The organism is Paenibacillus sp. FSL H3-0302, from assembly GCF_037982245.1.
Taxonomy (GTDB): Bacteria; Bacillota; Bacilli; order Paenibacillales; family Paenibacillaceae; genus Paenibacillus_AQ; species Paenibacillus_AQ odorifer.
In genome coordinates, this window is sequence record NZ_CP150284.1 from 910,952 (window position 1) to 925,019 (window position 14,068).

The 14,068-nt window shown below is 43.9% G+C and carries 14 protein-coding genes; 9 read left to right on the plus strand and 5 right to left on the minus strand.

All coding sequences use genetic code 11. From position 1 onward, the window contains the following. Positions 1–26: 26 nt before the first annotated feature. A complete protein-coding gene (locus tag MHH50_RS03920; RefSeq protein ID WP_036684901.1) occupies positions 27–470 on the minus strand; it encodes a hypothetical protein in 444 nt (147 codons plus the stop codon). 202 nt (positions 471–672) lie between these two features. Here MHH50_RS03920 and MHH50_RS03925 point away from each other — a divergent pair, with 202 nt between their 5' ends. The 7 genes from MHH50_RS03925 to MHH50_RS03955 all read left to right on the plus strand — a co-directional run bounded on the left by MHH50_RS03925 (position 673) and on the right by MHH50_RS03955 (position 7,849). Next, on the plus strand, positions 673–1,209 hold the full coding sequence (locus MHH50_RS03925) for a hypothetical protein (RefSeq protein ID WP_139330126.1): 537 nt from the start codon (positions 673–675) through the stop codon (positions 1,207–1,209). Positions 1,210–1,448: 239 nt separating this feature from the next. After that, positions 1,449–2,813 carry a Dyp-type peroxidase gene (locus tag MHH50_RS03930; RefSeq protein WP_340033978.1) on the plus strand — a complete coding sequence of 455 codons (1,365 nt, stop codon included), beginning with the start codon at positions 1,449–1,451 and terminating at the stop codon, positions 2,811–2,813. 2 nt (positions 2,814–2,815) lie between these two features. Then, a complete protein-coding gene (locus MHH50_RS03935; protein ID WP_076179118.1) occupies positions 2,816–3,310 on the plus strand; it encodes a hypothetical protein in 495 nt (164 codons plus the stop codon). A gap of 64 nt (positions 3,311–3,374) precedes the next feature. After that, on the plus strand, positions 3,375–4,310 hold the full coding sequence (locus tag MHH50_RS03940) for a catalase family peroxidase (protein WP_076279423.1): 936 nt from the start codon (positions 3,375–3,377) through the stop codon (positions 4,308–4,310). Positions 4,311–4,446: 136 nt separating this feature from the next. Beyond that, positions 4,447–5,724 (plus strand): cellulase family glycosylhydrolase, encoded by a 1,278-nt coding sequence (locus MHH50_RS03945; protein WP_076282592.1) that lies wholly within the window; start codon positions 4,447–4,449, stop codon positions 5,722–5,724. An 84-nt stretch (positions 5,725–5,808) separates the two neighbouring features. Further along, the gene (locus MHH50_RS03950) at positions 5,809–6,456 is read left to right on the plus strand and encodes a response regulator transcription factor (RefSeq protein ID WP_340033979.1); all 648 of its coding nucleotides are present in this window, start codon (positions 5,809–5,811) and stop codon (positions 6,454–6,456) included. Continuing rightward, positions 6,440–7,849, plus strand: a complete 1,410-nt coding sequence (locus MHH50_RS03955) for a HAMP domain-containing sensor histidine kinase (RefSeq protein WP_081387735.1) — start codon at positions 6,440–6,442, stop codon at positions 7,847–7,849. Before MHH50_RS03950 ends, MHH50_RS03955 begins: the two co-directional genes overlap by 17 nt. A gap of 192 nt (positions 7,850–8,041) precedes the next feature. Here the strand turns inward: MHH50_RS03955 and MHH50_RS03960 are convergent, their stop codons facing one another. From MHH50_RS03960 to MHH50_RS03970, 3 genes are read right to left on the minus strand one after another with little or no spacing between them, the layout of a single operon-like run. Beyond that, positions 8,042–9,181, minus strand: coding sequence for a DHHW family protein (locus tag MHH50_RS03960; RefSeq protein ID WP_340033980.1), 1,140 nt, complete (start codon positions 9,179–9,181; stop codon positions 8,042–8,044). 20 nt (positions 9,182–9,201) lie between these two features. Continuing rightward, complete coding sequence (locus MHH50_RS03965) at positions 9,202–10,587, minus strand: MBOAT family O-acyltransferase (RefSeq protein ID WP_339189624.1); 1,386 nt, start codon at positions 10,585–10,587, stop codon at positions 9,202–9,204. Positions 10,588–10,593: 6 nt separating this feature from the next. After that, entirely contained in the window at positions 10,594–11,094 is a 501-nt protein-coding gene (locus MHH50_RS03970) for a DUF4358 domain-containing protein (protein WP_339189626.1), read from the minus strand. A 227-nt stretch (positions 11,095–11,321) separates the two neighbouring features. On the opposite strand from MHH50_RS03970, the gene MHH50_RS03975 reads away from it, so the two are divergent. After that, positions 11,322–11,759 carry a HEAT repeat domain-containing protein gene (locus MHH50_RS03975; RefSeq protein ID WP_036684913.1) on the plus strand — a complete coding sequence of 146 codons (438 nt, stop codon included), beginning with the start codon at positions 11,322–11,324 and terminating at the stop codon, positions 11,757–11,759. A gap of 11 nt (positions 11,760–11,770) precedes the next feature. Then, positions 11,771–12,349, plus strand: coding sequence for an SMI1/KNR4 family protein (locus MHH50_RS03980; protein ID WP_339189628.1), 579 nt, complete (start codon positions 11,771–11,773; stop codon positions 12,347–12,349). Positions 12,350–12,440: 91 nt separating this feature from the next. Here the strand turns inward: MHH50_RS03980 and MHH50_RS03985 are convergent, their stop codons facing one another. Next, entirely contained in the window at positions 12,441–14,036 is a 1,596-nt protein-coding gene (locus MHH50_RS03985) for an AMP-binding protein (RefSeq protein ID WP_340034580.1), read from the minus strand. Positions 14,037–14,068 lie beyond the last annotated feature (32 nt).

Below are 14,068 nucleotides of genomic sequence, written 5' to 3' on the forward strand. Positions count from 1 at the left end.
GCTCCTTCACCCACTACATGTTCATGTTAGGAGTTACCCGCAGCTGCAACGCCACTAAAGTTTCTGGCTTGGACATTATTAAAGGGATCTGTTGCAGCTGCATTTGTGAAGATCTCTGCTGTGTACTGAATTTGACCTGTTGCGACAGCCGCTGGTGGTGGAATATCTACTGCTGTAAAACCGAAAGCTTCATTTTCTCTGCTGATCGCAACCCCAAATGTCGTGGTGAAAATGATCGTTCCGTTTCTGCGAACATTAACGGTATTGGTATTGAAAAGAGGATTGTTTTCTACTTTTAGAAATCCGGTCAAAAGTACGCGGACATTGCCTTGATTCTCAGCCGACACGCCTGCGGTCTGAATACCAATATCCCCAAAAACAAGGGGAGTCGCCGCTAGTGGAATAACTGCTGGTGTAGCATCCGAAGCAGCTTGGTTGGATAGTCTTAAATCTACAAACTGAATGGTCATCTTATATTCACCTCCTAGAAATAGAATATGATAGAAGAAGAGTTAACTCTTGGATTTGCTATATAATTCATCAGCTACCTACTTGCATGGCTTGATGATCAAGTGTTAAATGAAAGAAGGGTTAGAAGTTTAAGGAAAGGCGGGAGCTATTATCAAATATAGGAATAAGTCTAAAAGGATATTATTGATTTCATTGATGCTGTTGGCAGTAGTTATCATTGGTGCGGTGGTGCTTGGGGAACGCGGAGGAATAATGAGTAAATCCGAGAGCTCTTTCAAAAGTCCTGCTGAACCGTCGCCCCTTATCATTACACATGAGAATAGTACAGATGCTATAGAGAATTATGTCATTCTAAAGACGAGCTGGAATGGAGCGGACTATGATCGGGCTTCCTTTTACTATACGGCTTGGCATAGTGAACCTACGCTTCTAACGGGGCTGCATCGTTTGAAACCAGGGGAGAAACTGCAGGTCGACTTTGGAGATTACGCACCAAGTGAAGTCACAGTAAAGATGGCCTATCTAACTGAGAGCTTTGATGAATCGCAGCTTCCAATTGTAGAAGTTCCTGTAACACTCGTCGAAGGGAAATATGAATTTGTGAACCCTCCAGCATCCACCAGTGATATTCCCACTTCGGGTCGCGTCTTTAGTGTTATAGCTAGATGGGGTGAGAACATCTGCGAATATGTCTTCGCATCAGATGGCAAGTTTGATAACTATGAATATGATTTGTGAGGTTAGTCGAAGATAAGAGATGTTCTAAAGCCGGTACGGTTTTAGAATATCTCTTTTTTGTCTCGATTTTAGACAAATCTAACGATGTGTCTATTTTTTAGACAATGTACCGTTATTGTCTAGTTGGGGAGGACTGTTAACCTGATTAACCATTTAGGGCTAAGTTTAATTAGATCGAGAGACGGATGAGAGAATACCCGTTTTTAATATTATGAAAACAACTTTAAGACGAGGGAGGAGTGAGCGTCATAGGTACAGTAACGGAAGAACTGAATTATGATGACATTCAAGGAATCGTCTTACAAGAACGGCCTACCCCCTACGTAGGAACCTATGTATTGCTGTCTATCGATCATCAACAGGACGGGAAAGTGATGCTGAAGCGGCTTCTCGACGAAGTGACGTCGGCCGGACAGTGGAATAATCCTCACGAAGGTGCTTGGGTCAACGTTGGTTTTACCTATCAAGGACTCCAGAAGCTGGGGATTCCCAAGGAGTCACTCAACAGCTTCGACCTGGAGTTCCGGGAGGGCATGGCTGCCCGGGCAGCTAAGCTAGGGGATGTAAACGAAAGCAGCCCGGAGCACTGGGAAGACCCGCTGGGTACTGACAAAGTCGATGTGGCGCTTGCTCTGTTCGCGCCCACCAAAGAAGCGCTGCTACAAGCAGAAGAAGCAGCCCGTCGAATCCACTGCGAACTGAATGGTGTATCCGTCGTTTACCAGCTGGATGTCGGAATGAATCCTGACGGACGTACTCATCTGGGCTTCATGGATGGAATCAGCAATCCGAGAATCGAAGGAAACCATATACCCAATGCGGTGGGACAGGAAGCGGAGATTAAAGCCGGTGAATTCCTGTTCGGGCATTTAAATGAATCCGGCACTATAACACAGGGACCACAGCCGGCAGAACTTGGCCACAATGGCAGTTACCTCAGTTTCCGCAAATTGCATATGAGGGTCGCGACTTTCCGTCGTTATTTGCGGGAGCATGCGGATAACCGGGAAGAGGAAGAACTTTTGGCCGCTAAAATGGTAGGAAGATGGCCGAGCGGAGCCCCTTTAAGTCTGGCTCCTGAAGCAGATGACCCGGCACTGGGCGAAGACGTCAGCCGACGGAACGCATTTACGTACGGGGATGATCATAAAGGGTTGAAATGTCCGGTAAGCTCGCATATCCGTCGTGCATTTCCCCGAGACAGCTTGCAGGATTCGGTTGTTAATGTGAACATTCACCGGTTGCTCCGGCGGTCAACGATGTATGGCCCTATACTGCCAAAAGGTGTAATGGAGGATGATGGTCAGGATAGAGGCCTTATTTTTGCAGGTATATGCAGCTCATTGTCCCGCCAATTCGAGTTTATCAAGAGCGATTGGTTAAATGGAGGCAATTTCGCGGGCTTGTCAACCGAGAAAGACCCTATTACCGGTAAGAATGAGGGGGAAGGGATGTTTACCATTCCGGACAAACCTATTCGCCACCGGATGAAAGAAATTCCAAGTTTTTCAATCACCAAAGGCGGGGAGTATTTCTTTGTTCCCAGCATGACTGCATTGCGGTGGATGGCAGAGTTGGATCAACATACATCTAAGGAGGAATAAACATGTTAGAAAGACAAGATCAGACTAATCCAATTACAAGCGCTGGACGTGCCGGCCTGCGGGAAGGTGAAATATCTGAGCTTACCATCATTGCGCCGCTTAAAGAAGGTGGGGCGGATCGTCTCCGTGAGAAGCTGAAAAAAAGTGCATCGAGACAAGCCGAAACGATGGCGAAGATCGCGACCGTTCACGACATGCGCTTCGTAATCTTTGATAACGACACGCGGCTGTTGTTCGCGACGGCTTATGATGGCGACTGGGATAGTTATATCGATGATTTTGGAACTGAAATTCCAGAGTTGTTGAATAACATGTTTAATGAAGTGAAGGATTTTCCGGGAATTGAATCTTCGGAAGCGAAAGACTTCATCGCCAACCATCAGATCACTGCATCCGGCTGGTACAGTGCTTATCCCGATGCCACGGTCAGAGATATTTGGCGCGGACAGCGAATTACGAAGGCCTGGAACGACTTGCTTGACGCATCACAAAGCTAAATAACTAGAAAAGGGGGCTTTGTCCCCTTTTCCTTCCTGATAAATTACAAAGAGGTGAACGAAAATGAACAATAATAAATCAGTGTCGTCTGAACTCGCAGAAGAAGCGGTAAACTCCATTGAGGAGGTAGCAGGCAAATATCCGGGTTATCGACGCGCGCACGCCAAAGGTGTTGTCTACCAGGCGGTGTTCACCCCTAACGGCCAAGCGGGTCCTTTAACAACAGCTGCACATTTGCAAAATCAAGAGGTGCAAGCTCTCGTACGCTTCTCCAATAGCTCGACTAATCCGTCCATCCCTGATGTTTTTTCGCCTGCAAAAGGAATGGCGGTTCAGTTTGTATTGCCTGATGGGGGCGTGACAAGTTTGGTGACAATTACATTGCCGATCTTTTTTGCCAAAACACCGCAATCCTTTATTAATATCTTACGTACAATTAAAGAAAATTCGTTTGAGGGAGCGACCATTGCAGACAAATTCAAAGCCGTCATGGAGAAGTATTCGGAAAGCCGGGCTGGGCTTCAAGCCGTGAAAATGCTGCAACCGCCACTCAGTTTTGCAACCAACCTTTATCATTCCATTCATGCCTATTACTTCACCAATGCTGCAGGCGAGCGGCGGGCTATTAAATATGAGTGGGAACCGGAAGCGGGTCTGCACTTTCTGGCCCAGGAAGAGGTGGAGAATCGATCTCCCGATTATTTGGAGGATGAACTAATCGAGAGACTGTCCAAAGGTCCTGTGGCGTTTCAATTGACAGTAATCCTCGGACAGGAGGGAGATCCTACGGATGACCCGACGTCTGCTTGGCCTGAAGACCGGGAACGGATTGTTGTCGGCCATTTGTCGATCACCGGCGTGGCAGACGAGAAGGCTCAAGAGTACGTCTTTGATCCGACAGTTGTACCTGCCGGCATTGAATGCTCTGAAGATCCTATTCTGAACTTTCGTCATGATGCCTATGCGGAGTCACATTCCCGTCGAAGTATTAATCAGTAAGCATTTATTTTATATTCTATGAATATGATCGGGCTGTCCTAGAATGTCTGCCGACATCCTTAGGGCAGTCTTTTTAGGTATGTCTTGTGACACTCTTGTAACAGAGATTGGCTACGATAGGTTACGAGGTGAGAGAATGAAGAAGTTTAAAGGATTTATCGTATTGATTTTGTTGGCAGTCGTAGGATGCAGTGCAGCAACACCACAAGCAAATCTTGAACCGGAGAAGGAGGTAAAGAAAGAGGTCAATGAGAAGATCGCTTTCTGGGATCAACAGCGTAAAGGAACAAATTTCATGAATTCCAAATCTATACCCGAAAATTATGATGCAGCGAAAGAAAATAATATAGAGTTCATTCGACTTGCGCCAGATAAATGGGCAAAAGATAGTGATTTCCTGTTTAACGATCAACCGGATGCTACTCCAGATAAAGACTTTTTAATAGGGAATGCAGATAAATACGAGGGGCTTGTTGAGGATGATTTTACAGCGTTAAAAGCAGACTTGGATGCAGCCGAGGCGCGGGGTTCAAAAGTAGTGCTGACAGTCCTTAGTCTGCCTGGAGATCGGTGGCGACAGTTTAATGATTATACAAATGATGATCGAATCTGGAAGGATTTCAGTTATCATGAACAAGCGGCAACGTTTTGGAAGGATCTTGCGGAAAGATTAAAGGATCATCCTGCGGTGGTCGGCTATAATCTGATTAATGAGCCACATCCTGAACAAGCTACTGGATTTAATGATTTCTGGACAGAGGATTACAACGAATGGTATAGCTCAGTGGAGAATACTCCGGCGGATTTGAATCTTTTATATGAGACTATTGTGACAGCGATTCGAACCGTAGATACGGAAACCCCTATTATCGTCAATTCTGGTCTGTATGCTACACCATGGGCCTTTAAATATTTGAAACCCATCGATGATGCGAATGTATTATATGCTTTTCATATGTACGAACCCTACGAACTCACCAGCCAAAATAAGAAAAAAGGCTTAACCCATGAATATCCTGGAACAGTTAAAGTAGGTGAGGAGAAGACGGAAAAAGCATTCAATAAGAAAGCCTTAAAGGATTTTCTAGAACCTATCGCACAGTGGGCAGAAAAAAATAACATCCCTGCTAATCGTATTGTCGCTGAAGAATTTGGCACGAACCGGCTTGTAAAAGGTGCAGATCAATACTTGGCTGATTTAATCTCGATTTTTGCTGATTACGGCTGGCACTGGGCGTTTTATGCGTTCCGGGAGGATACTTGGGATGGCATGGATTATGAACTTGGCACTGAGCCACTAACCTGGGAGTATTGGGAAGCGATAGAGAAGGGTGAACAGCCTGATCGAAAGACGGTCGATAACCCGATATGGAACGTACTGACGAAGGGATTAGGTGTAGAGAAGTTGCAATAACGTAGCATGAAAATATATGAAAAGGTGAAACCTGTAAAGGATTTCGCCTTTTTCTTCTGATAACTATAGGAAGGAGAATCTACTTTGAATATTTTAATTGCGGATGATGAGAAACATATGACCACTATATTGAAGACTTATTTTCAAAAAGAAGGCTATAACGTTTGGACAGCAGCGGACGGTGAAGAGGCGCTTGAGCTCTTTTTTTCGAATAGGATCGATCTGGTGGTGCTGGATTGGATGATGCCTAAGCGAAGCGGGCTTGAGGTTTGTAATGAAATCAAGAAGGTTAGTTTGGCTAAAGTTGTAATGCTGACCGCAAGGTCTTCCCATGATGATGAATTCAGTGCCTTGGATATAGGGGCAGATGAATATATAAGAAAACCATTCGACCCAAGGATTTTGATGCTTAGAATTAAAAAAATGCTAGGCACTGAAAAAGTGGCTGCGATTAGGGATTTAGAAATCGATTTTGAGCGGAAGAAAGTGTACAAGAATGGGGCCGAACTGGCGTTATATAAAAAAGAATTTGAATTGCTAACCTTCCTGTATGAGCATAAAGGACGTATTTTATCCAGAGATGCCTTATTGTCTGCGGTTTGGGGAATGGATTATCTGGGCGAAGAAAGAACGGTAGATACGCATATTAAGAGGCTGCGCGATAAAATTGGGGCTGACCACGTGATCACGCATAGGGGAATGGGGTACAGCTTCCATGATAAAAATTCATAAAATAAGTACGAAGTTATTGATCATGGTGAGCATTATTTTGCTGATTGTTTTTGGTACGTCTTATTTCCTGCACAACTATTTCTCAGCAGATTATTACCTATACAAAATGAAAACCAAGATCAACACCATTTATGACGAAGTAAAGGATCTCCGTTTGGATCAACTCATGGAAAATGAAAGCAGGATCGAGAACAATAATAACGTAACGATTGTTAGGGTTGAAAACAGTGGAAGTACAGCAGAAATTAACGAAAATATTCAATTTGCGTTGTTTAAAGATAAGGTGGCACTTAATAAATTTTGGATCACAGATGAGGTATTACAAAAAGTAAAACAAGGCAACACGGTTAATCTTTTATTTAATCAGGGCAAATTGAAATCGAGTCTGTTAACGAAAATATACGAGCAGGATAGCAGTCTAATCCTCATAGGAACTGTGGTTGTGCACAATACAGATGCCTTGACCCTCGTAAATCAATTCAGCTTTTACTCCATTCTACTGGGGATTATTATCAGTTTGCTGTTAGTGGCTTATTTTTCAAAAAAGATCATTACACCGTTAGAACAATTACAGGATGTCGCGAAGGATATATCCAATCTCGATTTTAAACAAGTGACGATTCAAACGGGGGATGAAATCGAAGAGCTCTCGAAAAGCATCAATCAGATGAGTCAGCGTCTAAAGAGCACCCATGCCAAATTAGAGGAGAAAAATCAAAGTTTAAATACCCTTATCTCAAGCATTTCGCATGAAGTGAAAACACCATTATCCTTAATCCAAGCCTATACGATTGGCATTCAGGACGGTCTGGATGATGGCACGTATACGGATATCATTTTGGAGCAAGTGAAGTATACGTCGGATATGGTGGATTATTTAATTAAATTGTCCAAGATCCAGAAGTCAGAAGTGCATAAAGAGCCTTTTGATCTTAAAGAGCTTCTGCTAAAAGTGATCTCACAATATAATATTACGTTAAAAAATAAAAACATAACCTTAATGAGCGACTTTCATTCGCTTGAATCCTCAATCGTTGAAGAAGATATCAGCCAAATCGAGATAGTATTCAACAACTTAATTAGTAATGCCATTAAATATGGTGAAGAGGATTTTTTTGAAATAAAACTAGGGAGTGACACTACTCGTACATTAAAATTTACGATCTCCAATAAAACCACTCGCCTGAAAACGGAGCATTTAGCGTATATCTGGGACCCATTCTATGTAATTGAAGAGTCTCGAAATAAAGAAATCTCCGGTACTGGACTTGGTCTGTCCATCGTCGCGGAGATTCTTGGCAAAAATGATCTGAAATACGAGTCCAAATTAGAGGACTCATATATTAGTTTTAGTATTTGGTTTGAAGTAACGGAGGGAATTTTGGAACTTTAGGAGCGTTAGCGTTCGCCTGAAAGCTTTCCTAAGGAGAGCTCGCATCGGAAGCATAAGCTGTCTCCGGAGGTTATCCGCTGATAGCGGTAAAATCAAAAACATCTGGAGACAACAGCGACCGAAAGTCCAACATTCCCGCAGTTACGCACAACACCTATTAAAGATCTTTTCACCGCATCCATCGCAATATCATTAATTTAACTTCAATAGCGCCGCATTATCAATAAAGGTAGCCGTATTAAAAAGCAGCAAGACATCCTTGATATCATTTTGAGCCATATAATCACTGATGTTTCCATTATAATAACGGATATCGATCACATGGATTTCAGGCACATGCTGAGTTAGGAAAGGAATAACGCTATGTGCATAAGAGTCCTTGATGACGAGCAGCTTTTTCTGTTTGACCGTTGTTGGATCAAGCTGGCTGGTGATTTTCATGAGCGCATGTACGCCCCCTAGGAAATAAGAGTACTTATCCTTTTTCACCAGATAACTTAGGTCATACATACTTGTTAAAGTCTCACCGGTATCTTGAATGTACATTTGGGTGGATACCTCATGATTAGGTTTGTACATTTGAATGGAATCAGGTGTGACCCCGATAAATTGCCCCCGGGTATGATAGCTTCCGAGAAATGAATTACTCACAGTCTGAATCTGGTATTCGCTCTGGGACAGAGGCTGCCAGCCCATGCTTTGAGCATAGGCTACATAAGCTAAGTAGGCACCGTAGGTTGTCCAGTGATGGTCGGTCCGATAGTAAATGGGTTCTGCGGCATGTGGGCTAAGAACATCAAATCCATTTATAAAAGTAAGGCTATCTCCTACATCCTTAGCTATTGTTTGATTCACCTCAGCTTGCGAGTAGACAGGAGCTAACCAGGGTAGACGTTCCTTGTACAAGCCAACCGATGTAGGTGCCAATAAGAAAGTGGTGTTTGCATCGGGATTGTTATCGGCAAAGCGTTTCACAGCTGCTGCATATTGCTGAACTTTAGTGTAATCAGGTGCTGCGAATTTTTCGAAAAGATAGCCGTCTTTTCCTTTATAGATTCCGTTATTCTCTTGCTGCAGCCTCATCTGTTCCACCGCCGATTTCACCCATACCCATTTGGCCCGAAATGGAAAATGATCAGTTACAAAGCTTTCGGCCTCTTCCGCATAGGTGTGGGATAATAAATTGTCCCATGTCAGATGGGGGGCCTTTTGCAAATACCGGTTCTCAAGCTCAGAGAAACGCTGAACAGGCAGTAAGAAAAAGAGGATAGCGACCAGAAATAACGTTGCAACAAATCCCCCAACCAGGATTCGATCCGTCTTCTGCTTCATAAACAATCACCCCCTAATGGTTAGAACCGGAAATATAAAAATGGATTAAAGGTTGCATCTACTAAGTAGGCAACAGATAGGAAAAATAACACGCCATACCAAACAAGAGCAGGAACCGATCTAGAATCTATCCGCTTGGAGAGCTTCACAGGTGTAGAGGCAAAGGTTAACACCACGAGTAGAATCGCGTTCGTGTAAGTGAAGTATAAAGTGGTGTTATTCCATAACGGCTGTCCATTAAAGCCAAGCATCGCTTGTAAGTAGCCAATGACCAGAGGAAGTTCTTCAAAAGCGAATAAGACCCATCCGATGAGTATAAGTACTACAGCATATAAATGTCTTGTCCAACGGGGGAGGCGGCTTAATAGCTTTAATCCCCACCATTTTTCAAAGATAAGAATGACCCCGAAGTATAATCCCCAGAGCAGAAAATTCCAGCTGGCCCCGTGCCAGATACCCGTGAGCAGCCATACGATGAGGATGTTGCGCACTTGAACGCCTAACCCCTGGCGGTTGCCTCCAAGCGGGATGTAGACATAGTCACGAAACCAACTGCTAAGGGAAATATGCCATCTCCGCCAAAAGTCAGTAATACTCTGAGAGATATAAGGTTTGTTGAAGTTCTCGTTAAAGCGGAAGCCGAACATGAGACCGAGACCAATAGCCATATCCGAATACCCGCTGAAGTCAAAATAGATCTGAAAAGCAAACGCAATAATCCCAAGCCAAGCGGTAAAAGCAGGCAGGGAATCTAGATTGGAGCTGGATATGGTGTGCCAGAGCAGACCGATGTTGTTGGCGAGCAGTACTTTTTTGGCTAATCCGATTATGAATCTCCGTACACCTTCTGCGAACATGGGGATATCGACCGTACGTTCACGTAGTTGCCCGGCAATGGTGTTATATTGAACAATCGGACCTGCTACTAACTGTGGAAACAGGGCTACGAATGTACCGAAATCAATCCAATTGCGTTGTGCTTTCGAAGTTCCTCTATAGACGTCAATAATGTAGGACATGGATTGAAAAGTATAAAATGAAATCCCAATAGGTAAAGGTAAATCCGTTAAAGGAATATGTGTACCGAGGAGTCCATTTATATTTTGGATGAGAAAATCTGCGTATTTAAAATACGACAATAAGCCTAGATTAATAATGACGGAACTAACCACAATCCACTTGCGCTGCACCGCAGTCAGCTTTGGTCTGCTGAGCAGTAGACCAAAGCTGTAATCTGTAATGGTGGACAGCAACATGATTACAATGTAGACAGGTTCGCCCCAAGCATAAAAAACCAGGCTGCTTAAAAACAATATGAGGTTTTTGATTCGCCAGGGCGAAACATAATAGAGCGCTAGGACAGCCGGCAGGAATAGGAACAGGAAAAGTAGGCTGCTGAATACCATGGTTATTTATTTTTCTGTGAAGTAAGTATCGAAGTCTGCTACGAGTTTATCTTGATCCGCAGGATCAGCAATAACGAACAGGAAATAGTTACCCTTTTTAATAAGTTTATAGTTCTTGGCATTTTCGTATTGATCAGGCAGATAGGTTTCGAATTGTTTTTGAACATCTGTTGCACGCGCTTTGATGGCATCCTCAACAGTAGTCATATCTTTTACATCTGTAACTTTCAGAACGGCGATTTCGTTAGTTTTCACATTCATCATAGGCATTCTAATGCTATAATCTTCAAGCAATTCTGGGTTGAGATGATATAGCTGTTCGACTGTAGCCGCATCAAGCTCCATTAATGATGGCTGCTCTACTTTGCTCAGCATTTGATCGACCATTTCTTTTGCAGTTAGATTCGTTTCAATGGCAGCCCCATTGTTACTGTTGTTGCTGGAACAGGCGCCAAGCACCACACTTAGTACAATGGTTAACGCTAGCAGGAAGGTATGCTTTTTCAACTTAGGTCACTCTCCTTGATGTATTGTCTGAATTTCTCTAGTTACTAACGTATATAGTCGATAGAATGTTGCGCTGGGTACTTACTCCGGATACTTTACCCATATTTTTGCGGAAATATGATATTCACATGAATTCATGCAAAGATCTTCCTCTCTTAGCTTGCGCAATGGTTGGTTATACTGTTACTGTAAGATAGATAGTTTTTAATAGAAGGGGATTGAACGGAATGATCGAAGAACTGAACAATGAACTACCGGAGAATTATGAGGAATTAAAGAAAGCTGCCAACCGCTCTGCGGATTGGAGAGCGCGTCTAGAAGCAGTTGAAGAGCTGGGACAGACCAACCACAAACAAATTATCGATATCCTGACGCGTTTAATGGAGAGCGATCCTGTATATACAGTTCAAGAAGCTGCTTACCTTAAGCTGAAGGCTTTTGGTGAAGACGTTAAGGTGCCATCGAAGAACAAGCCTGAACTAGTTAAAGGCGTATCCAAGATCCTGCTGAGAATTAAAAAGAGCCTGCCAAGAGATCATTCTTACGAGGACTTCAAAGAGAAGCTGAAGAAGATGAGAGTTGACGTGTACGACGCTTATGAAGGTGAAAAAGGCGCTGACTTCGATACGTGGCTGATGAAGATGTGGACTTCCGCAAATAAGTAAAGGATGACAATATGCACACCAATAAATTGACAGAACAATTTCAAGAATACCTTAAGCTGTCCGCAGAATTACGCCCTGATTATATTGCCAGCTTGGGCAAGGGTGGTAACGAAGCAAAGATTACGGCTGTTTTGCCGGAGACTCCTGAACTGCTGAAAGCTATTTATAGCACTGTCTCAGGGACAAGCAGTGAGGAAGAGGAAGCAAGCCTTATCGAATTTATTCCAGGGTACCGCCTGATTCATATGGATGAATATGAAGAGGAGATGAAGGTATTAGCTGGGATATTGGAGGAAAAAGGTCAACATCCTGATGGAGTTATCTTGCCTATCTTAACGAACTATGGCAGTGATTTCATTTGTTATTATAAGTCTGCTGAGGGTGTGGAACAGGTATGTGACCTGCTCCATGATTTCGGCGATTTAATTGTGATGTATGATTCGCCTGATAAATTCCTAGAGACCTTATGCGAGTTCTACAAGCAGGAGGTTTATTTCCTGGATGAAGAGGGCTACCTCGATTGCGATTTAGTATTAGAAGGCGAAGTTGGCGCGGCGTTGAACCCGGATGCGAAATATTGGTCCGAGTAACGGCCTGATGCCAAATAAACAAGAGCAGCAGTCCATTATGGATTGCTGCTCTTGTTTATTTTTTAATAAGGTGAATTTTATATGGCTATGTTTATTCCTGCGCAGCTTGGTTCTCCTGCTCACGAAGCTCTACTCGCCGTATTTTACCGGAGGTCGTCTTCGGAAGATCCTGAATAAACTCGATTTTGCGCGGATATTTATAAGGGGCTGTCCACTCTTTAACATGGGATTGCAGCTCTTTTACAAGCTCTGGTGAACCAACAATCTCATCCTTAAGCACGATAAATGCTTTAACAATGTGCCCACGGATTTCGTCTGGACTGGCAACGACCGCACATTCCTTAACGCAGGTATGCTTCATCAATGCTTCTTCTACCTCGAAAGGACCGATAGTATAACCTGAGCTAATGATGATGTCATCCCCACGACCCTCGAACCAGAAATAACCATCTTCATCCTTCTTTGCCCGGTCGCCGGTTATGAAGAATTCGCCGTGTGTGGAGCTTTCTTTTCTACCGGGATCTTTGTAATAAGTGTGGAACAGAGCTGGCATACTCAAATGTACGGCAATATCACCAACCACTCCAGCAGGCAGTGGCTTGCCGTCTTCGTCCACAACCTCGACTAAGCCGGGTGCGATTGATTTACCCATAGAACCAATGCGTATTGGAGTATCTTTGAGTGTTCCGATAATCAGTGTGCTCTCCGTCTGGCCGTACCCATCACGGATTGTGATATCGAATTCACGCTGAAAGGTGTTAATGACCTCTTGATTTAATGGCTCTCCGGCAGATACTGCACATCGCAGGGTAGACAAGTCGTAACGACCTAAGTCTTCTGTTTTAGCCATTAGACGATATTCCGTTGGGGTGCAGCATAATACTTGAATTTTGTGATCCTGCAATAGCTGCAAATATTTTTTGGGATGAAAGGATCCACTATATACAAAACCTGTAGCTCCGTTGCCAAGAACGGTTAAGAAGGGACTCCAGATCCACTTTTGCCAGCCGGGAGCTGCTGTTGCCCAGACGGTGTCAGATCCTTGAATATCCAGCCATTGAGGTGAGGTGATCCGCAAGTGAGCATAACCCCAGCCGTGACTATGAACGACCGCTTTAGGGTTGCCAGTGGTACCTGAGGTGTAGGCGAGAATAGCCATATCATCCCGGCGGCTTGCGACTGCTGTGAAGGTCTCTGGTTGTCCAACCATCAGACTTTCTAGATCCAGCCAGCCTTCACCGAGTTCGTCTGAGCTGCCAGATACGGAAAGACGGTAATCGAGAGCAGGAAGATCCTCTGAGATTTTATTCACTTCCCCGGTTACTTCGGACCAAGCAATAACGGCTCTGGCTTCAGAATGGCGCAGGCGGTAGGATAAATCTTTGGCACGCAGCATTTCTGAGGATGGAATGATGGCAAGTCCTTGTTTCAGACAAGCTAAATAGATGACATAAGCGATGATGCGGCGTGGAACCATAACAAGAATACGATCCCCTTGTTGCAGCCCAAGCTTCGCAAGTCCTCCGGCCAGCCGGTTAGCTTGTTTGCGTAATTCACCGTAAGTAATTTCCTCATAATCTCCTTGCTCATTTAACCACTTAAGCGCAATCTTCTCAGGAGCATGACTTTCCATTTCCGAAGTGAGATTGTAGAACTCAGGTGCGATCCATTGCTGATTATCCAATATGAACCTCTCCTATATCAAACAAGATGTGTATA

Coding starts and splice junctions, on each gene's coding strand:
- MHH50_RS03935 (WP_076179118.1), top strand. CDS start 2,816: ATGTTAGAAAGACAAGATCAGACTAATCCAATTACAAGCGCTGGACGT.
- MHH50_RS03980 (WP_339189628.1), top strand. CDS start 11,771: ATGCACACCAATAAATTGACAGAACAATTTCAAGAATACCTTAAGCTG.
- MHH50_RS03975 (WP_036684913.1), top strand. CDS start 11,322: ATGATCGAAGAACTGAACAATGAACTACCGGAGAATTATGAGGAATTA.
- MHH50_RS03965 (WP_339189624.1), bottom strand. CDS start 10,587: ATGGTATTCAGCAGCCTACTTTTCCTGTTCCTATTCCTGCCGGCTGTC.
- MHH50_RS03920 (WP_036684901.1), bottom strand. CDS start 470: ATGACCATTCAGTTTGTAGATTTAAGACTATCCAACCAAGCTGCTTCG.
- MHH50_RS03940 (WP_076279423.1), top strand. CDS start 3,375: ATGAACAATAATAAATCAGTGTCGTCTGAACTCGCAGAAGAAGCGGTA.
- MHH50_RS03960 (WP_340033980.1), bottom strand. CDS start 9,181: ATGAAGCAGAAGACGGATCGAATCCTGGTTGGGGGATTTGTTGCAACG.
- MHH50_RS03945 (WP_076282592.1), top strand. CDS start 4,447: ATGAAGAAGTTTAAAGGATTTATCGTATTGATTTTGTTGGCAGTCGTA.
- MHH50_RS03955 (WP_081387735.1), top strand. CDS start 6,440: ATGATAAAAATTCATAAAATAAGTACGAAGTTATTGATCATGGTGAGC.